General features: G+C 48.5%; 25 protein-coding genes. 2 read left to right on the plus strand and 23 right to left on the minus strand.

Translation table 11 applies throughout. The annotated features are described in order from the left end of the window. Window positions 1-11 precede the first annotated feature (11 nt). The 5 genes from kdsA to ycaO form a co-directional block, all read right to left on the minus strand. A complete protein-coding gene (gene kdsA, locus EPV75_RS06960) occupies window positions 12-845 on the minus strand; it encodes a 3-deoxy-8-phosphooctulonate synthase (RefSeq protein WP_128384910.1) in 834 nt (277 codons plus the stop codon). A 16-nt stretch (window positions 846-861) separates the two neighbouring features. Continuing rightward, window positions 862-2,490 (minus strand): CTP synthase, encoded by a 1,629-nt coding sequence (locus tag EPV75_RS06965; protein ID WP_029938171.1) that lies wholly within the window; start codon window positions 2,488-2,490, stop codon window positions 862-864. A gap of 134 nt (window positions 2,491-2,624) precedes the next feature. Beyond that, window positions 2,625-3,899 carry a tRNA lysidine(34) synthetase TilS gene (gene tilS, locus EPV75_RS06970; protein WP_128384911.1) on the minus strand — a complete coding sequence of 425 codons (1,275 nt, stop codon included), beginning with the start codon at window positions 3,897-3,899 and terminating at the stop codon, window positions 2,625-2,627. A 23-nt stretch (window positions 3,900-3,922) separates the two neighbouring features. Continuing rightward, entirely contained in the window at window positions 3,923-4,879 is a 957-nt protein-coding gene (gene accA / locus EPV75_RS06975; protein ID WP_128384912.1) for an acetyl-CoA carboxylase carboxyl transferase subunit alpha, read from the minus strand. A gap of 168 nt (window positions 4,880-5,047) precedes the next feature. Further along, entirely contained in the window at window positions 5,048-6,775 is a 1,728-nt protein-coding gene (gene ycaO, locus EPV75_RS06980; protein WP_128384913.1) for a 30S ribosomal protein S12 methylthiotransferase accessory factor YcaO, read from the minus strand. 315 nt (window positions 6,776-7,090) lie between these two features. Between ycaO and EPV75_RS06985 the strand changes: the two genes are divergently transcribed. Continuing rightward, a complete protein-coding gene (locus tag EPV75_RS06985; protein WP_225972276.1) occupies window positions 7,091-7,381 on the plus strand; it encodes a hypothetical protein in 291 nt (96 codons plus the stop codon). A 21-nt stretch (window positions 7,382-7,402) separates the two neighbouring features. Here EPV75_RS06985 and EPV75_RS06990 read toward each other — a convergent pair whose 3' ends face one another. The 3 genes from EPV75_RS06990 to EPV75_RS07000 form a co-directional block, all read right to left on the minus strand. Further along, a complete protein-coding gene (locus EPV75_RS06990) occupies window positions 7,403-8,260 on the minus strand; it encodes a hypothetical protein (RefSeq protein ID WP_128384915.1) in 858 nt (285 codons plus the stop codon). Between the two features lie 225 nt (window positions 8,261-8,485). Then, window positions 8,486-9,169: a tRNA (adenosine(37)-N6)-threonylcarbamoyltransferase complex dimerization subunit type 1 TsaB gene (gene tsaB / locus EPV75_RS06995; RefSeq protein WP_128384916.1), complete on the minus strand. Its 684-nt coding sequence runs from the start codon at window positions 9,167-9,169 to the stop codon at window positions 8,486-8,488. After that, window positions 9,166-11,085: an ATP-dependent DNA helicase gene (locus EPV75_RS07000; protein ID WP_128384917.1), complete on the minus strand. Its 1,920-nt coding sequence runs from the start codon at window positions 11,083-11,085 to the stop codon at window positions 9,166-9,168. The genes tsaB and EPV75_RS07000 overlap by 4 nt, the downstream gene beginning before the upstream one ends. Window positions 11,086-11,219: 134 nt before the next feature. Between EPV75_RS07000 and ykgO the strand changes: the two genes are divergently transcribed. Continuing rightward, window positions 11,220-11,345, plus strand: coding sequence for a type B 50S ribosomal protein L36 (gene ykgO / locus EPV75_RS07005; RefSeq protein WP_011370693.1), 126 nt, complete (start codon window positions 11,220-11,222; stop codon window positions 11,343-11,345). A gap of 80 nt (window positions 11,346-11,425) precedes the next feature. Here the strand turns inward: ykgO and EPV75_RS07010 are convergent, their stop codons facing one another. The 15 genes from EPV75_RS07010 to rpsB form a co-directional block, all read right to left on the minus strand. Next, complete coding sequence (locus tag EPV75_RS07010) at window positions 11,426-12,412, minus strand: chemotaxis protein (protein ID WP_029938179.1); 987 nt, start codon at window positions 12,410-12,412, stop codon at window positions 11,426-11,428. Window positions 12,413-12,571: 159 nt separating this feature from the next. Then, the gene (gene rnhB, locus EPV75_RS07015; protein WP_127119678.1) at window positions 12,572-13,198 is read right to left on the minus strand and encodes a ribonuclease HII; all 627 of its coding nucleotides are present in this window, start codon (window positions 13,196-13,198) and stop codon (window positions 12,572-12,574) included. After that, on the minus strand, window positions 13,195-14,385 hold the full coding sequence (gene lpxB / locus EPV75_RS07020) for a lipid-A-disaccharide synthase (protein ID WP_225972277.1): 1,191 nt from the start codon (window positions 14,383-14,385) through the stop codon (window positions 13,195-13,197). Before lpxB ends, rnhB begins: the two co-directional genes overlap by 4 nt. Next, window positions 14,369-15,139, minus strand: a complete 771-nt coding sequence (lpxA, locus tag EPV75_RS07025) for an acyl-ACP--UDP-N-acetylglucosamine O-acyltransferase (protein ID WP_029938182.1) — start codon at window positions 15,137-15,139, stop codon at window positions 14,369-14,371. Before lpxA ends, lpxB begins: the two co-directional genes overlap by 17 nt. A 24-nt stretch (window positions 15,140-15,163) precedes the next feature. Further along, a complete protein-coding gene (gene fabZ, locus EPV75_RS07030; RefSeq protein WP_029938183.1) occupies window positions 15,164-15,604 on the minus strand; it encodes a 3-hydroxyacyl-ACP dehydratase FabZ in 441 nt (146 codons plus the stop codon). A gap of 1 nt (window position 15,605) precedes the next feature. After that, a complete protein-coding gene (lpxD, locus tag EPV75_RS07035; protein WP_128384918.1) occupies window positions 15,606-16,649 on the minus strand; it encodes a UDP-3-O-(3-hydroxymyristoyl)glucosamine N-acyltransferase in 1,044 nt (347 codons plus the stop codon). Window positions 16,650-16,668: 19 nt separating this feature from the next. Continuing rightward, window positions 16,669-17,202, minus strand: a complete 534-nt coding sequence (locus EPV75_RS07040; protein WP_029938185.1) for an OmpH family outer membrane protein — start codon at window positions 17,200-17,202, stop codon at window positions 16,669-16,671. Window positions 17,203-17,310: 108 nt separating this feature from the next. Then, entirely contained in the window at window positions 17,311-19,605 is a 2,295-nt protein-coding gene (gene bamA, locus EPV75_RS07045) for an outer membrane protein assembly factor BamA (RefSeq protein WP_128384919.1), read from the minus strand. Then, window positions 19,598-20,968: an RIP metalloprotease RseP gene (rseP, locus tag EPV75_RS07050; RefSeq protein ID WP_128384920.1), complete on the minus strand. Its 1,371-nt coding sequence runs from the start codon at window positions 20,966-20,968 to the stop codon at window positions 19,598-19,600. The genes bamA and rseP overlap by 8 nt, the downstream gene beginning before the upstream one ends. Next, a complete protein-coding gene (locus EPV75_RS07055) occupies window positions 20,965-21,774 on the minus strand; it encodes a phosphatidate cytidylyltransferase (protein WP_029938188.1) in 810 nt (269 codons plus the stop codon). Before EPV75_RS07055 ends, rseP begins: the two co-directional genes overlap by 4 nt. Next, entirely contained in the window at window positions 21,768-22,511 is a 744-nt protein-coding gene (locus EPV75_RS07060; RefSeq protein WP_128384921.1) for an isoprenyl transferase, read from the minus strand. The genes EPV75_RS07055 and EPV75_RS07060 overlap by 7 nt, the downstream gene beginning before the upstream one ends. 111 nt (window positions 22,512-22,622) lie before the next feature. After that, window positions 22,623-23,180 (minus strand): ribosome recycling factor, encoded by a 558-nt coding sequence (gene frr, locus EPV75_RS07065; RefSeq protein WP_029938190.1) that lies wholly within the window; start codon window positions 23,178-23,180, stop codon window positions 22,623-22,625. A gap of 33 nt (window positions 23,181-23,213) precedes the next feature. After that, window positions 23,214-23,924 (minus strand): UMP kinase, encoded by a 711-nt coding sequence (gene pyrH / locus EPV75_RS07070; RefSeq protein WP_128384922.1) that lies wholly within the window; start codon window positions 23,922-23,924, stop codon window positions 23,214-23,216. 215 nt (window positions 23,925-24,139) lie between these two features. Next, the gene (gene tsf / locus EPV75_RS07075; RefSeq protein ID WP_128384923.1) at window positions 24,140-25,024 is read right to left on the minus strand and encodes a translation elongation factor Ts; all 885 of its coding nucleotides are present in this window, start codon (window positions 25,022-25,024) and stop codon (window positions 24,140-24,142) included. Window positions 25,025-25,124: 100 nt separating this feature from the next. Then, on the minus strand, window positions 25,125-25,859 hold the full coding sequence (rpsB, locus tag EPV75_RS07080; protein ID WP_127119671.1) for a 30S ribosomal protein S2: 735 nt from the start codon (window positions 25,857-25,859) through the stop codon (window positions 25,125-25,127). Window positions 25,860-25,946: the final 87 nt, after the last annotated feature.

Below are 25,946 nucleotides of genomic sequence, written 5' to 3' on the forward strand. Positions count from 1 at the left end.
TAAAGCCGTCTTTATGACAGGTTTTCAATAAAGCCTTTGTCCTTGACCACATCGTCAACCGCTTTCAAGGTTTCCAATAAAGGCTTCAAGTTCCCCAGCGGCCACATATTCGGGCCGTCCGACAAGGCATTAGCGGGATCCGGATGGGTTTCCATAAAGACGCCGGACACGCCAGCCGCCACCGCGGCACGTGCCAAAACCGGAACCATTTCGCGCTGTCCACCGGAAGTGGTGCCTTGCCCACCCGGTTGTTGTACGGAATGCGTCGCATCAAACACCACCGGGCAACCGGTTTGGCGCATGGATGCCAAGCCGCGCATATCGGAAATCAAAGTGTTGTAACCAAATGAAGTGCCGCGATCACAGACCATGATCTGATCGTTTCCGACTTCACGGGCTTTCAATACCACTTGATCCATATCCCACGGCGCCTGGAACTGGCCTTTTTTGATATTGACCGGCAGGCCTTGGCGACAGACGTTTTGAATAAAATTGGTCTGGCGCACCAAGAAGGCCGGCGTTTGCATCACATCCACCACCGACGCCACTTCATCCAAAGGGGTGTCTTCATGAACATCCGTCAAAACCGGCACACCGACTTCGTCTTTCACTTTTTGCAAGATGCGCAATCCTTCTTCAATCCCCAAGCCACGGAAGCTTTTGGTGGACGAACGATTCGCTTTATCATAAGACGATTTGAAAATAAACGGAATGCCCAACGAATCGGTCAAGTCTTTCAGTTGCCCCGCCGTATCAATCGCCAATTGTTCAGATTCGATCACACACGGACCGGCAATTAAAAATAAAGGTTGGTCGATACCAACGTTAAAACCGCATAAATTCATTTCAATGCCTTCTTAATTAAGAATTTTCTTTGTATTCGTTCGCCGCTTCCACAAATGCTTTAAACAGCGGATGACCGTTTCGTGGCGTGGAGGTAAATTCAGGGTGGAACTGACATGCCACAAACCAAGGGTGATCTTCGATTTCAATGGTTTCGACCAGGTTTCCATCTTCGGAACGCCCGGAAATTTTCAAGCCGGCCGCTTCCAATCTGGCGATGTAACCGTCATTCACTTCGTAACGGTGGCGATGACGCTCGCGAATCAATTCCTGACCGTAAATCTGTTGCATTTTACTGCCTTTCGCCAGCAGACAGCCTTGGCCGCCCAAACGCATGGTGCCACCCAAATCAACGGTTTCATCACGCTCAATGACTTTACCGTCTTCATCGGTCCATTCGGTGATCAAAGCCACCACCGGTGTCGGTGTTTTCGGGTCCAGTTCGGTACTGTGTGCATTGGTCAAACCGGCAACGTGGCGAGCATATTCAACCACCGCCATTTGCATGCCCAGGCAAATCCCCAAATACGGCACTTTGTTTTCACGTGCATAGCGGATGGCTTGGATTTTCCCTTCCACACCGCGCTCGCCGAAACCGCCCGGCACCAGAATCGCGTCCATTTCTTCAATCACGCCTGTACCGGATTTTTCGATGTCTTCTGAGTCTATGTAGTGAATATTCACTTGCGTCAACGTCTGAATGCCACCGTGCACTAACGCTTCAATCAACGACTTGTAGGCTTCGGTTAAATCGACGTATTTTCCGACCATGGCAATGTCCACCGATTTTTTCGGGTTCAATTGCGCGTCAACCACTTTATCCCAGTCGGACAAATCCGCGACCGGAACATTCAAACGGAAGCGGTTGGTGACCAGCTCATCCAAGCCTTGCTCATGCAACATTCTTGGTACTTCATAAATGGTACGCGCATCCAGCGAATTGATAACCGCTTGTTCTTCCACATTGGTGAACAGCGCGATTTTGCGTTTTTCCGATTCTTCCAACGGACGCTCGGAACGACAGATCAAAATATCCGGTTGAATCCCGATGGAACGTAATTCTTTGACCGAGTGTTGGGTGGGTTTGGTTTTCACTTCACCGGCCACCGCGATGTATGGCAACAAGGTCAGATGCATGAACATGGCGCGTTCACGACCGACTTCCACGCCCAACTGACGGATGGCTTCCAAGAACGGTAAGGATTCGATGTCACCAACGGTGCCGCCGACTTCCACCAAGGCGACATCCGCACCGGCGGCGGCCAACTTGATGCGATGTTTGATTTCATCGGTAATGTGCGGAATCACCTGAACGGTGCCACCCAAATAATCACCGCGACGTTCATTGCGAATCACCTTTTCATACACCTGACCGGTGGAGAAGCTGTTTCGCTTGGTGAAGTTACGTTGTACAAAGCGCTCGTAATGCCCCAAATCCAAGTCGGTTTCCGCGCCATCGTCGGTAACGAACACTTCGCCATGTTGGAACGGACTCATGGTGCCTGGATCGACGTTGATATACGGATCCATCTTTAACATACTGACTTTGAGGCCTCTGGCTTCCAGAAGCGACCCGAGGGAGGCAGCGGCAATCCCTTTTCCTAAGGAAGAAACAACACCGCCAGTAACGAATATAAACTTTGTCATGAAATCACTTTAGTTTAGACTTTAATTCAGCAAATTGAGAGCTTTGTTTGGAATAAAGCACCCACCGGAATTGGGTAATCAGAATGGAAGCTAATTATACCGTAACCCCAAGGCTTGAGCAATCTTTGATTGCATCAATCCCGGCCGGAAAAATTCGTATAACCGCCTAGAATCGCCACCGCTTTGCCGTCGATTTCCAAAACCGGCCAACGGTTACGATCCCACGAGGGGACACCACGCGTTTGAAACCACTTTCTTAATTGTGTTTTCGGGCCAAGCGCTTCAGCTTCCAAATCGGTCATGGCTCGCACCACCCAGTCCGAGAATTCCGGTTTCGGCCAGGCCTGGTCGATTTCCAACCGCTTATCGAACGGCTCAGAAAAATACCATTGCGCCGGTTCAAACGCCGACCAAGCGACACGATAATCGACCGGCAACGTTTCCGGCAACGCATACAGGGTTTGTCGGTAAACATAAAAGTCGCATTGCGCCTGTTTCAGCTTGGGGTGCGCCTGCGGGTTAGTATTTTGCAAACTGGTTTCCAGCCAATCGTATACTTTGGCATTAAGCGTTACCTGCGATGCCTGCGTTTTGGCCCAATAACGCAAGGCGTTTTTCACGCGCGACATCCCCAAGCTGACGAGGGGCCCTAACGCCAACTGATAGTGATTCGCGGTACAATTTTGCAAATCCATTTCCGCTAAATCATCCAACAACCCCAAACTTTCCGACACTCGCTCCGCACTCTGCGACAACGATTGTTCCGGATTCGGCCAGGCCTGGTGGATTTTCGGCAATAACGCATGACGGATGAAATTGCGCTTTAAAGCCACATCTTGGTTGGATGGGTCTTCCACCCAGTTCAATTGATAATGCGCGGCATAGGCTTTTAAAGCCTGGTACGGCACCTGCAATAGCGGTCGACAATGTGAAAGGGGTTTGCGGTCATAAGAAACCGTCTTTTCAAACGGCATGGCCGCCAAACCGGCGACTCCGGCACCGCGCAAAGCGCCTAATAAAAAAGTTTCTGCCTGATCACGTTGATGATGCGCGGTTAACAAAACCGTTTTATCATCCAGCTGTGCGTAAAGCGCTTCATAGCGCACTTGCCGAGCCACAGACTCCACGCCTTGGCGCGCAGCATCCGGTACCGTCACCGAAACGGATTGATATGAAATATGCCGAGCGCTACAAAAAGCCCGGGTAAAGGCTTCCCAATGATCCGCTTCGGACTGCAATCCATGATGAACATAAACCGCCCGTAAACGCTCGGCCGGAAAACGTTTCGATAGCGCATCCAGCAAAACCGTGGAGTCAAGCCCGCCACTGAAGGCCACCAGAAAAGAATATTCGGAGGGATAAAGGTCAGCCAGCGCCGAAACCGCCGACTCAACCTTTGAAAAAGACATGCTATTCCTATTCGAAACGGCGATTACGCCACGTCGAAGTTACCGTATTGCATATAGCGCTGGTAACGGTTTTCCAACAAAGCATCCACCGGCTGTTTCGACAAGGTTTCCATTTGACTCAACAGAGCCTGCTTCAGCGCTGAGGCTGCCGCTTTCGGGTTACGGTGCGCGCCACCCAATGGCTCATCGATAATGATGTCAATCAAACCTAGCTCTTTCAGTCTTGGCGCAGTAATGCCGAGTGCCGACGCGGCATCGGCGGCATTGGCAGCGTCTTTCCACAAAATAGACGCACAACCCTCCGGCGAAATCACCGAGTAGGTGCTGTATTGCATCATCATGGTCACATCACCAACACCGATGGCCAAGGCGCCGCCGGAGCCGCCTTCACCGATGACCGTACAAATCACCGGCACCGTCAACTCGGACATTTCAATCAAGTTACGGGCAATGGCTTCGGATTGACCGCGTTCTTCGGCGTTGATGCCCGGATAAGCACCCGGCGTGTCGATAAAGGTTAAAATCGGCAAATTGAAACGCTCGGCCGTTTTCATCAGACGCAGCGCTTTACGATACCCTTCCGGACGTGGCATGCCAAAATTACGGCGGATTTTTTCTTTGGTGTCACGCCCCTTTTCCTGGCCAATCACCATGACCGGCTGACCGTCAATACGCGCCAGACCACCTACAATCGCCGCATCATCGGCAAACGCACGGTCGCCGTGCATTTCTTTAAAGTCGGTAAAGATTTCTTTCAGGTAATCCAACATATACGGACGCTGCGGGTGACGCGCCACTTGAGCGACCTGAACATCCGACAAACGACTGAAGATGGATTGCGTCAGGTTTTTACTCTTCTCTTCCAACGCCGACACTTCTTTCAACAAATCCATGTCCTGCCCGTCCAAATGACGCAACTCGTCGATCTTGGCTTCCAATTCCGCAATCGGTTGTTCAAAATCTAAAAAATCCAGTTTCATTGAGGCTTCCTATTTCAATCTCAAGCAAGCACAGGTCCCATTTGGCTTCGGGCCTTTGCGTATTCTGCGTATAAATTCGGTTCATAAAATCTGGTCGACATTTTACCAAATTCCGACTTTTTGTGTTGATTTAAAACCCCGACAAGGGTTGAAAAAACTTCAACGCCATTAATCGGCTAGCTTCCAGGCTTCGGCCTTAACCGCTCGAACGCGTTGGTACACCGACAGTAAATTTTGATGACTGCGACTGCATTCAAAGGCCGCCATTCCCATCGGCAACCCACCAAAAAATTCTTCCCCGTTAATGTTTCGCCAAACACGTTCCACCACGGCTTTGCCAAACAACTGTTGCTGAACCGGCAAAGGATAGGCCGCCAAGTCGCCCTGCATCAAGATTTCCAATGCAAACCCAAGCGCTTTGTAAAAAGTAAACATGTCGGCCTCATCGACAAAGTACAGACTGGCCTGCAGTAAATCGTAGGCGGTTTCGTACTCGCGATTGGCCAACGCCAACCACATCTGCAATTCAACGATTTTCAGTTTTTTCCAATACGAATCCGCGTCCGGTAATAATCCAATCAAATTGGCCACGCCCTGATGCTCGGAAAAACCGAGTGATTCGATGGCATCAAAAGCGGTTTCAAACCGATCCGGTGCGTCGGATTGCGCCAACGCCTCCAGCTCGTCCCGCAAAGCGCGGCCGCGGTTTTGGTTATTGTCCAACAACTCATGCAATGGAAATACTTCCGACATGCCCGGCACCACAATACGACAGGCCGGCACACCAAAGTGCGAATATTCGGCATAATAGACTTCCGCGCCCTGTTGATGGACTTTAGCCACCAAGTCGTCGAATTGAGATTGCGTGTCGCCTTCAAAATCCCAGGCAACGAATTCGAAATCGTATTGATGGGAAATAAAACGTGCGTGAATCAAGCCACTGGAGTCAATAAAGTGGTTTTCAATGTTTTCATCGTCCGCCACCAGGGCTTCATCAAACACCGGCAATTGGAAGCCGTCGAGCAAATCCAGGCTGCGGCCTTGAAGCGATTCGGTCAAGGTGCGTTCCAGCGCCACTTCAAAGATGGGGTGCGCACCAAAAGAAGCAAAACAACGCCCGGTTTTCTGTTCAAACAAAGTCACGTTCATCACCGGGAAGTGCCCACCCAATGACGCATCGCGAATCGACACCTCAATGCCTTGCTCCCGCAATGCGTCACGCGCCCGAATCACATTCGGATATTGCATCACCACCGACTCCGGCACTTCCGGCAAACAGAGGTTTTCAGTCAAAATACGACGCTTCACCCAACGTTCAAACACTTCCGACAACCCTTGCACCAACGCCTCTTTCGGCGTATTCCCCGCACTCAACCCGTTGCTTGCATACAGATTACTGAACAGGTTCATCGGAAAATAAGCCGTCTCACCGGAACCGGCGGCGACCATCGGCAAGCAACGAATGCCATCCGTCGCGTCGTTCAAGCTCAATAAATCCTCGCCTTCCATATCTCCGTCAGCGTCGTAAACGGCCCACAGCGCGTCAGGCAGTAACGATTTAAACGCCTCGCAAGGCACCACCTTTTCGTCCGGGAAGTACAGCCAATCGGGCGTTTCATCCAGGTAAAAATCGGAAAAAAAATAGTTGGTCTCCAGACGCTCGAAAAACTCACCCAAGGCACTGGCCAAAGTCGCTTTTCGGCTGGCGCCCTTGCCGTTAGTGAACAAGGCCGGGCACTGCTTATCGCGGATGTGAACGGAATAGACATTCGGCACCGGGTTCAACCAAGAAGCTTCTTCAATGTCGAACCCGGCCGATGCCAACAGCCCCTGCATCCGGGTAATGGAATCTTCCAAACAGGCATCCTTGCCTTTGATAAACGTTTGTTCAACCATGCATCATTCCTTTGTCAGGTTATTGAATCTGTCATTGCACGGCTCCTTATTTGATGCCGCGGTTCTTTGGCGCGCATTTTAATCGATGTCGCTGAAAAAAGCCCTTTTCTTTTCAGTTATTTAATACTCACCAGGCCTGGCCGAATTCAGCGTAAATCCCCCATAAAAGAATAAGCATTCTCTAATATAAATTTCATCTAATATCGAAGCAAAAACATTTATGTGGAATTGAGGCGGTTTTCAGTAGAATGAAAAGTGTGTTACGTATTTCATACCCTTTTTAACCACCCATCGTTAATGTTGGAGGCAGTACTTATGAAACAAGCGCGCAATACTCTTTTAGCCGGGATTTTGGTATCCCCGATGTTGGCCTATGCGGATGTGCATCCGGGCAAAACATTACACGACGATGCCAACTGCATGAAGTGCCATGCCGATTTGGGCTACAACCAACCCACCTTGACCAAAATGAAACCGGAAAATTATGTGGATTTACAAAAAGCCGTCGCTTACTGTGACAGCAATTTGAACGTCGGGTGGTTCGATGATGAACGGGAAGAAGTCGTCGATTACCTGAATCAAACCTACTACCACTTCCCGAAATAATGGAAAAAAATCAATAAACGTTTAAACGTCCTGCCCGAGGTAACGAAGTTGTTTCTTCAGCTTTTTCACTGCCTCGGGATCCGCTTTTTTCACATCGTCTTCCGCCAGTAGATTATCGGCGTCTTTTACCGATTTATCGATGGCATCAACCAGAAAATACGTTTTCATATTCGATTCAATTGCTGGCCAATCACGCTGTTTCGCACGCCAAAGTTGGTTGAGTTTCGGGTTCTGATCCAACACTTCGATGATGTGGTCCAGTAACTTCGTCAAGTGCGGTACCGACTCGTGTGGCCAATAAGGGCGGCCGTTTTTCGGGTCGAAATAACTGGCCCGGTCCAACTCGGCCACTTTAAACGCCGGAATAATGCCCGGAATATCGGCATAAGCCGCTTCCGCCTCGGCACTCTGCAAGCGATCGATGGACATCACCGGCACATTGGATTTCCAGCGGGAATAGGTAATGTAGACATTGTAGCGATCAATGAAGTTCAGCTTGCCTTTGGCCAGCTTCACCACCTTATCCGCCGGCACAATGTATTCGAGACCTTGGCTGGTCAATTGTTTGGTGTTGTCCCAAAGCTCCCAGCCGGACTGTCCGGTTTCGTTCCCGGCCGAATCCACGGCAATCGGCACACAGGACAAACCGTAATCATGGCCCTCGACGAAATCCCGCACCGCAATCTGATAATCCCCTTTCAGCGTGATTTTACGGACGATTCCGATAATGTAAGCATCATCTTTGATGTTATTAGACGGAAAGCCCACCAGAACTGTTTCACCGACCTTGAATTTATGCGATAGCATATCGGCGGCCATCGCCCAGGAAGATAACAACAGTGCTAAAGTCACCACTAAGGCGGATAAACGTATTTTCAAAATCGATCTCCAATCATGTTTTCGGGAAGCCCTGACATTCAATCTGTTCACTTCCATCCATCAGCCATTCTATCAAGCTTCAACCCGGTTAACTATACACAGAAATTGTGGATAATTGTGTGAGCAAACCCTCAAGAAATCGAAAAAACCGAATAATCTCTTACCGGTTACCTGCGATGATTAAAAAATAGGCACCCCGATAACAACCACACACATTACGAGGGTTCAAGCGGCCGGCGTCGGTTTTTTATCGGCTACATCGTTCCGTAAATACACCGGCTGAGGAAGCACTTCTTCGACATCAAAAGCCTGCTCGGGACGCTGTGCGGCAATTGCAGCCACCGCTTCAGCCGACGGCAGAGCCAACTCCCAATGCCCAAAAGCGGCCTGAATCGCTGGAAAAACCTGATCGATATCGCCCACACCCTGCGAGATGCCGGAATCGTTTATCATGGCCAACGCTTGAACTTCAGACACCAGCTGCGCCGAGTCGGAAGCGAGAACGCCTGACTCGATGCGACAAGACTGCACATAGAGTTCCTGCATGCGTGCATCCAGGCAGGCCCACCACTGAGCTTGCCCCGAGGCCTGATACCCCTGCCAGGCCAACGCTTCCAAAGTGGATACAGACACCACCGGTTTTTGCCAGGCAAAGGCCAAACCTTGAATCACACCGGCCGCGATTCGAATACCGGTAAAAGCCCCCGGCCCTTCACCATAGGCCAAGGCGTCGATTTCACCAGGTCTGATACCAGCCTGTTTCAGCACCGAATCCACCATCGGCAACAAACGGTCCGCGTGTTTCTGAGGCGCCAGCTCATATTCCAAATAGACATCTTCGCCGCGCTTCAAGCACGCCGAACACGCTTGTGTCGAGGTTTCCACCGCTAAAATCGTCTGCATCGTCATTCGTCTCGCTTTAATTTTTGTTTGGCTTCATCGGCATTAAACACCCACCGGAAATTGGGGAAACTGTTGGTGATAATGCGACCATAGGATTTTTGCGTCAACCGTGGATCGCACAACATCAGCACCCCATAATCCGAGGTGTCGCGAATCAGGCGCCCAATTCCCTGCTTCAAGGCAATAGTGGCTTCCGGAATTTGAAAATGGAAAAATCCACTGAGCCCTTTCTGTTTCAGTGCGTTTTCACGCGCTTGTACCACCGGATCATCCGGCGGGATAAACGGAATCCGATCAATCATTACCAACTTCAGTGCATCACCTTTTACATCCACACCTTCCCAAAAACTGCTCGTTCCCAGTAATAACGCTTTATCACTTTCCTTAAACCGCTGCAATAAAGCTGTCTTGGGGCCGTCTCCTTGAATCAGCAAGGTACCGTCCCAGTGTTCGGACAAAATCACTTTGGCTTCCTGCAAGGCCCGGTGACTGGTAAACAATAAAAACGCGCACCCCTGGCTTTCCTGCAACAAGGGCCAAGCCGCTCGAAGGCACACTTTAATGTAATCCGGTGCTTTAGGATCCGGCAACCCGATCGGGTGATAAATCACCGCTTGCTTATCGTAATCGAATGGGCTGTCCCATTGTCGGGTTTCGGCATCCCCCAACCCCAAACGGTGAGCAAAATAATCGAAACTGTGGTTCACGCTGAGCGTGGCGGACGTAAAAATCCAAGCGCCACCCAAGGCATCCCGCTGCCGACTGAACGGATCAGCAACACTTAACGGCGTCAAGTTCAACTTAAACCGCGCTTGAGAGGATTCGACCCAGCGAATTTGATTTTCCGACGAAGCCGTCAACCAACTGCCAATCTGCTTTTCAAACTCTTGAGTGCGTTTATAAAGCGCCGACAGCAGCTTCCCTTTGTCCGTCAGCGGTTTTAACACCTCAATCAGCTGGGTCAATTGATTTCGAAGCAATTCCAATGTCTTATGCGATGCTTTGGAAGCTTCAAACGCCTCCCAGGTCCAACGTTTTTCCCACTTGCCGAGTGCTTCATTAAACACCCGCACCTTATCCTCAACCGCCGAAGCCTGATCAGCCAGCTCAGACGCCTCTGGCGCCTCTTTCTTATAAGCGATACGAACATCGCGAACCAATTCGTCCAACTGATAACGACTCACACTGAACCCGAGAAATTGCGCCGCGATATCCGGCAGTTGATGCGCCTCATCAAATACATAAATATCGGCTTCCGGCAGCACTTCACCAAACCCTTGTTCCCGCAAGGCCAAGTCAGCACAGAACAAGTGGTGGTTTACAATCAGAATTTGAGCATCCTGAGCTTGCTGCTTGACCCCGGGATAAAAACAGCCATCATCGCCACTGCACTCATTGGCCTGGCAAAACTCCATACGCGCACACACTTTGCTCCAGATTGGGTCGTTTTCATCCAACGCCTGCAATTCCGACTTATCGCCATTTCGCGTTTTCAATTGCCAATCATGAATCAGGTTCAGTTTTTTCCAAACCTCTTTAGTGTTTTGCTCAGCCGTTTCGGCGATTTCCAAACGCTGAGGGCACAAATAGTTTTCACGCCCTTTCAAGACTCTGGCCGTACCGCTGATGCCGCATACGTCCATCAATAACGGAATGTCTTTGGTTAATAGCTGGTCTTGCAGGGTTTTGGTCGCCGTGGAAACGATGACTTTTTGACCGGACAACAAGGCTGGAATCAGATACGAGAAGGTCTTTCCGGTGCCAGTACCCGCCTCGGCCAATAAACTGCCGTCTTGCTCGATGATATCGGCAACGGTTTCCGCCATCTCCACTTGCGCCTGACGCACCTGATAACCGTCCACGGCTTGGGCAATACGTCCGTCGGCACCGAGATATGCATCGATTTGGGATTTTAAAGACATCAAAAACGCGCTTCTTGCTGGAAAAACCCAGGCATTTTAACAAAAAACTGGACAGGGCTTTCGAAAATACGTACAATGCGTTCTTTCAAATTTGAACGATAGGCTTCGGCCTAAAAACATATTGGATATCTAAAATGAAAATTTTATCTTCTTTGAAATCAGCTAAGACACGTCACAAGGACTGTCAAGTTGTAAGACGTCGCGGAAAAGTTTACGTTATCAACAAAACGAATCCTAGATTCAAAGCGCGTCAACGTTAATCTCTTAACCGAGATTTCAAACTAAAAAAGGCACCTGATCAGTGCCTTTTTTATTGTCTGTCGTTTACCAACTTCACAACTTAAGCGACATTTTCTTTCCGATAAAACTTCGCTTCGATTTTCTTAATGGTGTCGACAATCAACTGGGTATCGACTTTACCAACAAAGTGATCCGCACCCATCTCAATCACTTCCCGGCTGTTATTATCACTGGTCATGGACGTGTGCACGACAATCGGTACATCACGCGTTTTCGGGTTGCCGCGCAATTCTTTAATCACCGTATGGCCGGAAGCCTCCGGCATCTCCAGGTCGGTAAAAATCATGGAAATACCACTCATATCCTCCAATCCTTTCACATAATCCAGTAACAAGCGGCCATTATCAAAGCCTCGATGTTTCAAGCCCAGTTGTTCGAACACCATACCCATGTATTTCTGGATGGCTTTGCTGTCTTCAGCAAACAGAATTTCACGCGACATAACCGCATCGCAAAAGTCATATTCGGCCTTGCCGACGTCTTTCGCGGATGAAAAAATCTTTTCCGCCATGGACGGCATGGCTTCAATCAAGAGTTTCTCGATATCCAGAATAAAACACAGTGTTTCCGTGCCTTCCAAATAGGTGTGGTTCACCACCTGATTGGTATTGACGTTGACATTGTAGTTACTGGCCGGTTTGATATCGGCCCAGTCCTTCTCTTCGACACCGTGAATATGAGCGACGCGCATGCCGATGAAATTATGACTGAAGTCCGCAACGATAATAATCGACTTCTCGCGCTCTTCTTCAGTCATTTCGAACCCCATCCATTTCGGCAAGTTAATCACCGGTAAATAGACCCCTCGCAACTCAATCATGCCTTCGATCAACGGATTGGTATCCGGCATTTCCGACAGCTCGAAAGCCCGCCCCTCCAATACTTCTCGCACTTTGAATACATTCATGCCGTAGTAAGGTGGCGCATAATCTTCTCGTGGAAATTGAACCTGAAAAATCATCAGACTCATCTGGTTGTTTTTACTGAGTTGAGCGGTTTTTTCAACCTGTTCCAGCGTCGTTGTCATGGTTCTTTCCAATGTCTTCAGAGTTTTAAATAACGATTTAATCGTTTATTGACACCATTATTGCAATGGTTTTTTTAAACTTTAATCCAATTAAACGGTTTTCTCAAATTAAAATTCATTATGAATCTTTGCCAAAAACCTAATCGACCCTTAATCAAATTATTTCGGCAAGTGCACTATGAAATTGCGGACAGGTTTAAAAGAATGGCGATACCCCGGGATCAAACCATGCTCGGCTAATTTTTCCAAATGAAGCTTGGTCGGGTAGCCTTTGTGGCTGTCAAAACCATATTGCGGGTAACGTTCATGCAAGGCCAACATCTGTTCGTCACGATGCACTTTCGCCAAAATCGAAGCGGCGCTGATTTCCGCCACTTTGCCGTCCCCTTTGACAATCGCTTCACATGGATGTGGGATATCCGGGCAGCGATTACCATCCACCAAGACTTTTTCGATGGGTAGTTTTAAACCGTCCACTGCACGCTGCATCGCGAGCATGGTTGCATGTAAAATATTCAATTCATCAATTTCTTGTGGCGTCGCGCGTGCAATACAAAAATCTAAGGCTTCCGCTTTAATTTGCTTTGTCAGCCGATTACGCTTGGTGTCCGACAGTGCCTTGGAATCCTTCAGAGGCAAGGCACAGTTTTCAGGCAAAATGACGGCGGCCGCCACCACGTCGCCAACCAATGGCCCGCGCCCGACTTCATCAACCCCCACCACATAGCCTTTGCCAGCGGCAACGTCTGATGCGAAAAAATTCAACTCACCTTGCTGAACACTCATGACGGGCGTAACTCGGCCCATTCAAGAATGGCATCCGCCGCCAACTCAGAGGCATTTTGTTTTAATTGATGATATTGTGCATCAAATTCAGTCAACTGGGCATCGCGTAGTGTTTGATCGGAAATCAACTTCGCCAACCCCAACGCAATTTGCTGCGGCGAAGCATCTTCCTGAATAAATTCCGGGACAATGGTTTTTCGCGCCAAAACATTGGGCAAGCCTATCCACTTTGTGGTGGCCAGGCGACGCATAATCCAATGGGTAATCGGATGCAGCTTAATCGCCAACACCAGCGGACGTTTCATCAAAGCGGCTTCCAAGGTTGCCGTACCGGAAGTGACAATCAATTGATCCGAGGCTTCCATCGCCAATTGCGCCTGCTGATCCAGTAATCGCACCTTCAGCCCCTGACCATACGTCTCCAATGATTGCTGAATGCACTGTTTCGCTTTGTCATTCACACAAGGAATGACAAATTGCATCGTAGGATACATTTGGTGCAGAATTTTGGCCGCTTGAATGTAGACATCAATCAATAAATTGATTTCACTGCTACGAGAACCGGGAAGCAGCCCGGTAATCAAAGCATTTTCCGGTAATTTTAAGGCTTGGCGTGCAGCCTTTCGGTTAGGGGGCTCAGGCACCTGATTCGCCAACGGGTGGCCGACGAATTTGGCTGGAATCCCGTATTTTTCGTAAAACGGCAGTTCGAACGGAAACAAGACCAGCACCCCATCCACCCAACGTTTGATTTTCAACAACCGCTTTTCCCGCCAAGCCCAAACGGATGGCCCGACATAATGAATGGCTGGAATCTGAGCGGCCTTCATCGCCGCTTCAACTCGAAAATTGAAATCCGGTGCATCCACGCCAATAAAGACATCCGGTTTCAAATCCAATAAACGCTGAATCAACTCTTTGCGCAATTTGACCAGGCCTGGTAGAACCTTGAGAACTTCAAAAAGCCCCATCACCGACAAACGTTCCATCGGATACCAGCTTTCCATACCCTGCGCCAACATTTTAGGACCGCCAATGCCAACAAAACGCGCGTGGGGAAACCGTTTTTTAAGGGAGATAATCAGTTCTGAGCCCAAGGTATCGCCGGAAGCTTCGCCGGCGACCAGGGCAAAAACAGGCGGGTTGGACATCGCATCCATTACAATTGAGTTATCGGACAATGCCACGATTGGACTGTTTAAGGAAGCTGACAAGCGGTCCCAAGGTATCACGCTCATCGTTCATCGCATCGATTTCATAAATCGCTTCTTCAAGGCGATAACCCGTGCGATAGAGTGCGCGGTAAGCTTTTTTCACTAAGTTGATTTGCTCGCGGTCAAACCCTCGACGCTTCAAGCCTTCGACATTCAAGCCACGCGGACCAGCCAGATTTCCGGACACCGTGACGAAATTCGGGACATCTTGGTTGATGACGCTACCCATGCCACAAAAGGAATGTTCTCCGATGTTACAGAACTGATGCACCAATGTGTAGCCACCCAGAATCGCCCAATCATTCACAATAACATGACCGGCTAAGGCGGACGCATTCGCGAAAATAGCATGGTTTCCGACGACACAATCATGGGCGATATGCACTCCGGCCATGACCCAATTATCGTTGCCAATCGTGGTTTCGCCACGATCTTGAACCGTTCCTCGATTCACTGTCACATTTTCACGGAACGTATTGTTATCGCCAATGACCAAGGTCGTGGGTTCACCCGCATATTTCTTGTCCTGTGGCGCGGCACCGATGGAACAAAACTGATAAAAACGGTTATTTTTTCCGATGGTGGTCGGGCCCGAAATCACAACATGCGGTCCAACAACCGTGCCCTCTCCAATCGTGACCGGCCCCTCAATAATGGAATAAGGGCCAATTTCGACATCCGCCGCGACTTTCGCCTGAGAATCAACAATTGCCGTTGAATGTATCACTCAATATCCTTTTTTCTGAAGCGATTAAACACTGCGTTCCGCGCACATCATGTCACAGGAAGCAATCATTTTCCCGTCGACACTGGTCGTGCACTGAAATTTCCAGATACCTTTCTTATTATTGACCGTTTTGACTTCGAACTCCAAGCGATCACCGGGAACAGCGGGCTTTCTGAAACGGCAGTTATCCACGGCGGCCAAGTAATACATTGAAGAACCATCCGGCTTCACTTCTTGGGTTTTAAACGCTAAAATACCGGTACATTGCGCCATGGCTTCGATAATCATCACACCTGGCATAATCGGGTTATCCGGAAAGTGCCCTGTGAATTGTGGTTCGTTGTAAGTGACATTTTTATAAGCTTTTAGAGACTCACCCGCGTTGAATTCGGTTACGCGATCTACCAGCAAAAAAGGGTAACGATGCGGTAGATATTCAAAAATTTCTTTTATATCGATTAGCATTTTAATTATTTTCCAATTGTGATTTTATTTCTTCTAATTCGCTTTCCAACCGTTTCACTTTTTGAGCCATTTTCGTGAGCCCTTTCATGCGAACCATGGTTCTTTGCCATTCGGCCGTCGGCACTGCCGGAAAGCCGGAATAGCTTCCCGCCTCTCTAATATGCCCAGTCACACCGGATTTGGCGCCGAAATGACTTTGATCGGCAATCGTCACATGCCCTGTCACACCAGCTTGTCCAGCCAAAACACAGTATTGACCAATTTCCGTACTGCCTGCGATACCAGCCTGACTGGCAATGGCCGTCCCATAACCAAGCTTAACGTTGTGCCCAATCTGGACCAGACAATCAATTATACAGTTAGATTCAATCACTGTATCATTTATTGCGCCACGGTTAATCGTACTGTTATTACCGATATAGACGCGATCACCAATCACCACTCGTCCAATTTGAGGAATATGGTGCCATTCCCCCTTTTCATTGGCGAAGCCAAAGCCTTCCCCACCAATCACACAGCCTGATTCCATACGGACATCATCGCCGATTACACAATCGTGCATGACGGTCACATTCGGTGCTAAATAAGAACGGTGGCCAATCTGCGCTCCGGATTCAATGACCGTTCCGGCACCAATTGAAACCCCATCACCAATAGAAACATTCGCACCAATAACAGCATTGGGACCAATCGATACGGATTCACCAATAGTTGCACTCGGATCGATGACCGCCTTGCGGTGAATGCCCGGTTCGAGATTCAAGGGATTCAGTAATTGCGCGGTTAACGCATAAACATAATAGGGGTTTGAGACGAGTAAACGGTTGGTTGATGTGATGTCTCGATGCTCAGGTTTGAGAATGACAGCTCCAGCTTGGCTGGCTTCCAATTCACCCATACGCTTGGTATCGGATAAAAAGCTAATATGCTCAGGAGAAGCCTCAGACAATCCCGAGACTTGACTCACTTGATGGGATGAGTCACCTAGAAATTCAACGTCAATTCCTTGTTTTTCCAGGTGCTCTAAAATCGTTTGCAGCTTCAATCTTGCGCTCTAAAAAATGTTACTTATTAAAATTGGCTCGTTTTTTCTGGTACTCTTTTTCCAAGTACTCCAGAACACTTTGCGTAATATCCAAACGGTTATTGGTGTATGCAATCCCTTCATAGAGAATCAAATCGAACTTTTGCTGTTTTCCAATCTCTTTAATCGCTTGATTAACCAAACTTTGCAAAGACGCCAACTCTTCATTACGACGGATATTGACCAGTTCTTGAATATCATTACGCTTACGCTGAATATCGCGTGTCATCATGCTGATCTCACGTTCAGCCGTAACTTTTTGCGATTCGGACATCACCAACTGGTTTTTTTGGTAATCTTGTTGCTTTTGTTCCAGCTTTTTCGCCAGTTTTTTCAGCTCCGCCTGTTGCGGACCAAATTCCTTTTCCAGGTTTTGCCCTGCTGCCTGCGCTTGAGGAGCTTTTTCCAGCAGCAAAGCGACATTCACCACACCCAATTTTGCCGGTTGTGCCAAGGTCTGACCAGACAAGAAAACGAAGACGCTTCCTACTAAAATCGCGAGCCACTTTCGCATAAAAACTTCCCTTAACGCTAAAAATATTTTAAATATTGTATCCGATTTGATTCGGATTTTTAACCATATTTACACAGAGTGACAATAACCATTTTTCACGGTCAGTGCCTACATCGCAACACCTAAGTTAAACTGGAACACTTGGGTTTTATCCGTATCGGTATAGTTCAGGGCTTTCGCAAAACTGAACGATAACGGTCCAACCGGTGTAATCCATGAAACGCCTAAACCAACCGACGAACGAAATTCCGGTAGCTTCACCTCATTCCAATCGGTAAAGACATTCCCCGCATCCGCAAACAGACTCAAACGCAAATTTCCTGAATCCTCGATAAACGGCATCGGAAAAATCACCTCCGCATTGGAAATGATTCGAATCCGCCCACCCGTTGGATCATCGGAACCGTCGGTTGCTTCATCATATCGAGGACCCAGCGAGTTGGGTTCATAACCCCGTACCGTTCCGATACCGCCCGCATAAAAGTTTTCATAAAACGGAATGCCCTTGGAGCCATTATAGCCATCCCCATAAGCGAGATCGCCTTTCAAACGCAAGGTAAAAATATCCGATAACGGCTGATAGAAAGTTTCATTAAAAAAGAGCTTATAAAAAGACACATCCGAATTGGTCGGAATAACAAGTTCCCCGCTGACACTGGTGCTCTGACCGTCCGTCGGGAAATAAAAAGCGTTTTTGGTATCGTGACTCCAGCCCATGGTGTAGCGCACTGAATTAAAGTGCTTACCATATTCCGCAGTATAATTTTTACAGTAAAGGAAGTCATCCACACACTGAAGTGTTTGGTCATCGAATTTCAATCCATAATTCAGACTGCTCCATTCACTGGTCGGATATCCCAAGTTAAAACGAATACCGTAGTTATTGGTGGTGTAACTGGACACATCCAATTCGGCCGCATCGATTTCACGGTAATAAAGTCCACCGCCTAAGGAAACGCCATCGACTGTGAAATAAGGGTTGGTCACACCCACATCGGCAGATTTTGTCGATGCGCTGTAGGTTCCATTGATATTCGCACGATAGCCGGAACCGATGACATTACGCTCGGTCACACCCAGGGTGAAACTCACGCCATCCACCTGCGAATAACCCACCCCGGCGTTAAAAGAACCGGTTGATTGTTCTTCGACCTTAACCACTAAATCAACCTGATCCTTGGAAATACGGTCGGTATCGATTTTGGCCGTTTTAAAATACCCCAATCGATTCAAGCGTGTATTGGAACGACGCACCGCTTTCAAAGAATAAGGCGCGCTCTCAAACTGACGCAACTCCCGGCGAATAACGTAATCCTTGGTACGCGTATTACCTTCAATTCGGATGCGGCGAACGTACACGCGGCTTTTCGGCTCGATACGGAAATCCAATGACACCAATCGATTATCTTTATCCAGATTAGTAATCGGCTCAATTTCTGCAAAAGCATAGCCTTCTTCACTCAAGCGATCACGAATGGCATTGACCGTGGCCACGATTTTACTGCGCGAGAAATACTCACCTTCTCGGATTCTCAATAGACCACGCAATTCATCCTGAGTGATAATGGTTTCACCGGTGAACTTAATCGTGGAAATCGTATACTGCGGCCCTTCTTTCATATTAATGGTCAAGAATACCTGAGTCTTATCCAACGACAAACTTACTTGAGAAGAGATCACCTTGAACTCGGCAAACCCACGGTCCATATAATAAGAACGCAAGGTTTCGATATCCGATTGCAACTTCGGCTTGGCGTATTTGTCCGAATCGCCGATCATGGCCGACTCCGACAGGAGCATGGCGCTTTTCAGCCGATCATCTTCATAGGTTTGGTTCCCCACCAGCGTAATACGTCCGATACTGGCCGGCTTACCCTCTTCGACCTTAATCAATAAACCAACTCGATTACGCGGCAGTTCGGTCACTTCAATATCCACTTCCGCGGCATAATACCCCTGGTTTTGATAACGACGACGCAAATCAAGGATGATACGGTCCATCTGAGTATCATTGAAAATGCGCCCTTTTTTGACCCCCAGGGAATCCAAAGCCATATTCATGTCTTCGGTTTTGATCAGCTCGTTTCCTTCAATGGTGATATCCGCAATCGACGGACGCTCCAGCACACGAATCACCAGTACACCATCGCCTTGTTCAAAAAAGGCCACATCACGGAAGAAACCGGTTTTGTACAGTTTTTCGATCCCTTCCTGCACTTTGGATGGTGTCAATTCATCTCCGATATCCACCGGCAGGTAACTGCGAATGGTTTCAAAGCTGATGCGCTTATTACCTTCAACCTCAATTTTTTGAATCTTAAAATCGGCGGCCTGTGCGGTGCTCAGCACGGTAAAGACAACAACCAGTACCAAAAGAATCCGCTGAGAAAACTGTTTAACCATTCGAAATTCGTACCACATCATTAAATAAAGCAAAAAACGTCAGTCCTAAAATCAACATCAGGCCAACTTTTTGTGCACCGGCTTCAATCGATTCCTTAACCGGCGCCCCTTTAATCATTTCAATTACATAAAAGAACAAGTGCCCACCATCCAGAACCGGAATCGGCAGCAAGTTCAAAATGCCCAAACTCAAACTGAGCAGCCCCAGCAAACTTAAAAAAGCCACCCAACCGGACTGCATGGCTTTACCGGAAAACTCGGCAATGCTCACGGGGCCGGACAGGTTCGTGACCGATACACTACCGATCAACATACCTTTAATCATGTCCAGCGTCATTTCCACCAAATCAACGGTATGACGCCAACCTTTTTCCAAAGACGCCAAGGGACCGTAAGACACCGTCACACGATAAGCACTCAGAGCTTCAGCATCCATTTTTACGGCTGCGCCCAGTGTTCCGATTGGACCATTAGCCGCCTCTCTTTGCGCCAATACCCCCCGAGCAAATTCAGCCCGGCCATTCCGGTCGACCAGCAATTCTACTTCTTTACCCGGATGTTTGCGCACATATTCCACTAATTGCGACCAAGTTTCAATCGGCTGACCATCAATTCGGCGAACCCAATCACCACTCTGCAAGCCCATTTTCTCGGCCGGAGAACCCTCCACCACGCGACTGATGACCGGGCGTATTTCCGGGTATTTCGGCGCAAAACCCAGCGCCGAGAGCCAATCCTGTTTCGGCTGATTGATATCCAGTTCAGCCATCGTCAAAACCACCGTCTTGGATTCCGCACCATCCATGGATTGCAGACCGACAACAATATCCGGTTTACCTTTAACCAGTGCCTGTAACACCTGTTGATACACCGCACGCCAATCCAGCACTTCTTGGTCATCAACCGACAAAACCTGCCAGGCCTGGTCGTTTTTCGGCAAGCTTTTCGCCAACGGCGTTTGAGGCGGCACCGTTTCAAACACCGGCTTCAAACCGGTAATACCGGAAAAATAAATCAATGAAAACACCAACCAGGCAAACACCAAATTTACCAACGGGCCGGCAGCCACCACTGCAAAGCGGCGATAAACGCTTTGGCGATTAAAGGCTCTCGGCAAGTCCTCTTCCGCCACAGGACCTTCTCGTTCGTCCACAAATCGAACGTAACCACCCAGTGGCAACACGCTCAATTGAAACTGGGTTTCGCCCATTTGACGACGGTAAAAAACCTTACCGAACCCCAGCGAAAAATGGGTCACTTTGATATTGAAGGCCCGTGCGACAATATAGTGGCCCCACTCATGGATCGCGACCAGCAACCCCATCGCCACGATAAACCCCGCAATTGACCACAGTATCGTCATGCCAAAATCCACTGCCAAACGAAAAAGAACATCGGAACCGCCACCAACAAACTGTCAACCCGATCCAGTAAACCGCCATGACCAGGCAGTAATTGACTGCTGTCTTTTAAATCAGCCTGCCGTTTCAGCAGACTTTCAAATAAATCACCGAAAATCGAAAACAACGCCAACCCTGAAAAAATCAACGCCACGCTACCATAAGACAACTGCAATACCGGTTGTAGCCAATTCAAACCGATCACAGCAATGACAAAGGCAAGCAAGGCTCCGCCGTACACGCCTTCCCAGGTTTTGCCAGGACTGACATGCACCGCCAGCTTGCGTCGTCCAAAACGCCGGCCGGCAAAATAGGCCCCGGTATCAATGGCCCAGACCACAAATAGGCTCAACAACAAAATCGCAGACGACAGCACCGATAAAAATTCGATTAAGATACTGGCAAAGTTGGCCAGCACCAGCACACCCAATACCAAAATCGCCGCTTTCGATTTAACCAGATATTGCCCGGCGCTCCATTGATAAATCATGACCATGGTCGCCATCACCGCCATAATCACCAGCGTCAGCCACAACCACAGCAACGGACTGTTGATGCTAAACACCAACCCTGCGGCTGACGCCACCAATGCGCCATAAACGACTCGCGTCGCCTGAGATTGAATGCGAGCTAAACCGGCCCATTCCCAACCGCATAAAAAAGTCGCCAATAAGACAAAAAACGCCCAGGCCTGGTCGTTTCCGTAAAATAACAGGCCGCCCACCAGAAAGAACAGTAAACTGGCTGTAATCACGCGTTGCATCAACATAAAGAGGCCACCTGCTCGCTGGTTTTACCGAAACGGCGTTCACGGCTTTGAAAAGATGCGACCGCTTGATCGATGGAAGCTTCATTGAAGTCCGGCCAAAGCTCATCGGAAAAATACAGCTCGGCATATGCCATTTGCCAAATCAGGAAATTACTGACGCGCTGCTCACCGCCAGTTCGAATCAATAAATCAGGAACCGCCTGATCGGCGAGACACACATATTGCGACAGCTCGGCCTCGGTTAAATCGGCCGCCGACTGGTCAGGGTGCGCAGCCTGCCAAGCCTTTACAGCCTGAACAATATCCCAACGCCCGCCGTAATTGGCGGCGATATTCAGTGTCAGCGCCGTATTTTTGGCCGTCAATGTCTCCGCTTTTTCGATATGCGCTTGAATTTCCTCACTGAACGCTGAACGGTCGCCAATGACCCGTAACCGAACATTGTTATCGTTTAACTTCGACACTTCTTTCTGCAACGCCATCAGGAACAAGCCCATCAACTTATTCACTTCTTCTTCCGGGCGTTTCCAGTTTTCGGTACTGAAAGCAAACAGTGTCAACGACTCCACGCCAATTTCACCGCAACGCTTCACAACCCGCTTAACGGCATTGACGCCTTTTTGATGACCAACAAAACGCGGCAGAAAGCGCTGCTTCGCCCAGCGTCCATTTCCATCCATGATAATGGCGATGTGTTTCGGGATATTGGGATTCGTTTGGCGTTGACTCAAAAGCATTCCTAGCGGATTGGTTGTTTAAACAAAAACGGCCTCTCAAGGCAAATGCCAAGACAGGCCGCTGTTGACAATTAACGAGTAATTATGCCGCAAATGCGAAAGAATTTCAGCTTAAATTTCCATCAAGCTGGCTTCTTTTTCCGCCAGCATTGCATCGATTTCCGTCACATGCGCGTCCGTTGCTTTTTGGATTTGATCTTCCGCTTGACGCAACTCGTCGTCGGTGATTTCTTTATCCTTGTTCAAGGATTTGAAATCGGCATTGGCATCACGACGAATGTTACGCACCGCCACTTTAGCCTGCTCGGCTTCGGCACGCGCCATTTTGATGAATTCTTTCCGTCTCTCTTCGGTCAATGGCGGCATCGGAATACGCATCATATTACCGTTCGTCACCGGGTTAATCCCCAGGTCAGATGTCATGATCGCTTTTTCAACCACGGCCACCATCGCCTGCTCCCAAGGCTGAACCGTCAGGGTACGTGCATCTTCAACATTCACGTTCGCGACTTGACTGACAGGCACTTCCGAACCGTAATAATCAACCTTAATCGAATCCAAAATGCTCGGATGAGCACGCCCGGTGCGAATCTTGGCAAAATTGCTCTCCAGATTCTCAACCGACTTTTTCATCCTTTCATTTGCATCATCAAAAATTTCATCCAACATCTTTTATTTTCTCCTTTGAACTCAAATCTGAAGTCAGTGCACCAAAGTGCCTTCATCTTCACCTTTGACAATTCGAATCACCGCATCTTTTTTGAACATATCAAACACCCGGATCGGCATTTTATGGTCACGACACAACACAAATGCCGTCATATCCATGACTTGAAGGTTTTTTTGAATCACATCATCGTAACTCAATTCGGCCAAACGCTCAGCTGTGGGGTCTTTTGCCGGATCCGCCGTATAAATCCCGTCCACTTTCGTGGCTTTCAAAACGATGTCGGCATCAATCTCAATGCCGCGTAACGCGGCCGCCGTATCGGTCGTAAAGAAAGGACTCCCGGTCCCCGCCGCAAAAATGGCCACCTGCCCCTCGGCCAGGCCTTTTTTCACATGGTTTGCATTAAAGCCATGCGAGACCCCTTCAATGCCCATTGCGGAATAAATCACCGCCGGCATCTCCATGTCTTCAATCACGTCACGCAATGCCAAAGCATTAATGACGGTTGCCATCATGCCCATTTGGTCACCTGTGGTCCGTTGAATACCGGAACCCATAATCTGAGCACCACGAAAAATATTACCGCCACCGACCACCAGACCGACTTCCACCCCTAGCTCTCGCAAGGCTTTGACTTCCGAAACCACTTGACGCAATGTCTGTGCATCCAGACCAAACTGACCGTCGCCCATCAGAGCTTCACCGCTGAATTTCAGCAACACTCGTTCATATTTCAATGACATGACTCACCTTAAATCTTCTTGAATTTTTGCTTGCAAATCGTTTTGAAACGCATTTTGGAATGGAAGGCATTATAAAATGACTTTCAAAACAAATCGCGAAAAAAAGTTAAAAAAAAACCATGATAAACAATTTGCTTATCATGGCTTTTCTTCAAAAGGCCCTGCCGATTGGCTATCGACAGAACTTTTTCAGCTCCATGAAATCGGAAACCGAATTAGCCCTTCACCGCAGCCGCGGCCGCAGCCACTTCATCCGCGAAGTTGGTTTCTTCAATCTCGATCCCTTCACCGACTTCCAAACGCACGAAGTTGGTAACAGAAGCGTCAGAGGCTTTCAATAGCTTCTCAACAGTTTGATCTGGGTCTTTAACAAACGCCTGACCCAACAAAGTGATCTCTTGAAGATACTTACGCATACGACCTTCGATCATTTTTTCAATAATGTCGGCTGGCTTACCGGAGTCCTGAGCTTGTTCGATTTGGAACTTACGCTCTTTTTCCAATACTTCCGCATCCACGTCGTCGGCTGAAATCGCCGCTGGCTTTGCAGCCGCGATGTGCATCGCCACGTCACGCGTCAAGGCGTCATCACCACCGTTCATCGCAACCACTACACCGATTTTCTCGCCGTGCTGGTATTGACCGATGGTACCGTTTGATTCAACCAACTCGATACGACGAACCGCCATGTTTTCACCGATTTTACCGATCATTTCACGACGTTTTTCGTCGATGGTTTGACCATTGGCCATTTTTTCACCCATCAACGCATCAATATCAACCTGACCAGTTGCCAAAACGATGGCCGCAATTTCATCCGCAAAGGTTTTAAACTCATCACCTTTCGCCACGAAGTCGGTTTCACAGTTCACTTCAACGATCGCTGCTTTTTTCTGATCATCGGAAACGGCAATCGCGATAACGCCTTCCGCCGCTGTACGACCGGCTTTCTTATCCGCGCCAGCCATCCCTTTTTTACGAAGAAACTCAACCGCTTCTTCCATATTGCCGTCGGTTTCACCCAACGCTTTTTTACAATCCATCATGCCTGCGCCAGTCATTTCACGCAGTTCTTTTACCATAGATGCAGTAACAGCCATTTTTTAGACCCCTAAAAATAAGTTGTAATCAATTTAAAAGGCCTGGAAAGAATGACCAGGCCTGGTAGTTTCTTGAACGCGAAGCGTCGGTTCGGTTCGATTAAGCTTCCGCTTGCTCTTCGACGAACTCGTCGCTTTCAGAAGCGGTTGTGATAGAGCCTTTTCCTTCAATAATGGCATCCGCCACTGAAGAAAGGTACAAAGATACGGCACGAACCGCATCATCATTACCCGGAATCACATAATCCAGACCGTTTGGATCGTTATTGGTATCAACAACACCGACAACTGGAATCCCTAGGTTTTTCGCTTCTTGGATAGCGATTTTTTCATTTCCGGTATCGATCACGAAAATCGCATCCGGCATGGCACGCATATCTTTGATACCACCCAAGGACAATTCCAGCTTGTCTTTTTGACGGGAGCGCATCAACGCTTCTTTTTTAGTGATTTTTTCAAAAGTACCGTCTTGTTCCTGGGTCTCAAGGTCTTTCAGGTTTTTGATGGATTGTTTGATGGTTTTAAAGTTGGTCAACATACCACCCAACCAACGGTGGTTCACGTAAGGCATTCCGCAACGCTTCGCTTCTTCCGCAACCAAATCGCCTGCCGCACGCTTCGTACCAACGAACAATACCGTTCCTTTGTTCGCTGCGATACCGCCTAGGAAGTTCAAAGCATCGTTGAACATCGGCAAGGTTTTTTCCAGGTTGATGATGTGAATCTTGTTGCGAGCACCGAAAATGTACTCACCCATTTTAGGGTTCCAATAACGTGTTTGGTGTCCGAAGTGAACACCCGCTTCCAACATTTGGCGCATAGTGACTTTAGCCATGATTTTTCTCCATTTTGGGTTAAGCCTCCGCCAGCCCAACAAACGAACTGTTTCGATTCGGCGTCATTTACGATAAAATCGCTCAAA

This window comes from Hydrogenovibrio thermophilus (assembly GCF_004028275.1).
Lineage (GTDB): Bacteria > Pseudomonadota > Gammaproteobacteria > Thiomicrospirales > Thiomicrospiraceae > Hydrogenovibrio > Hydrogenovibrio thermophilus.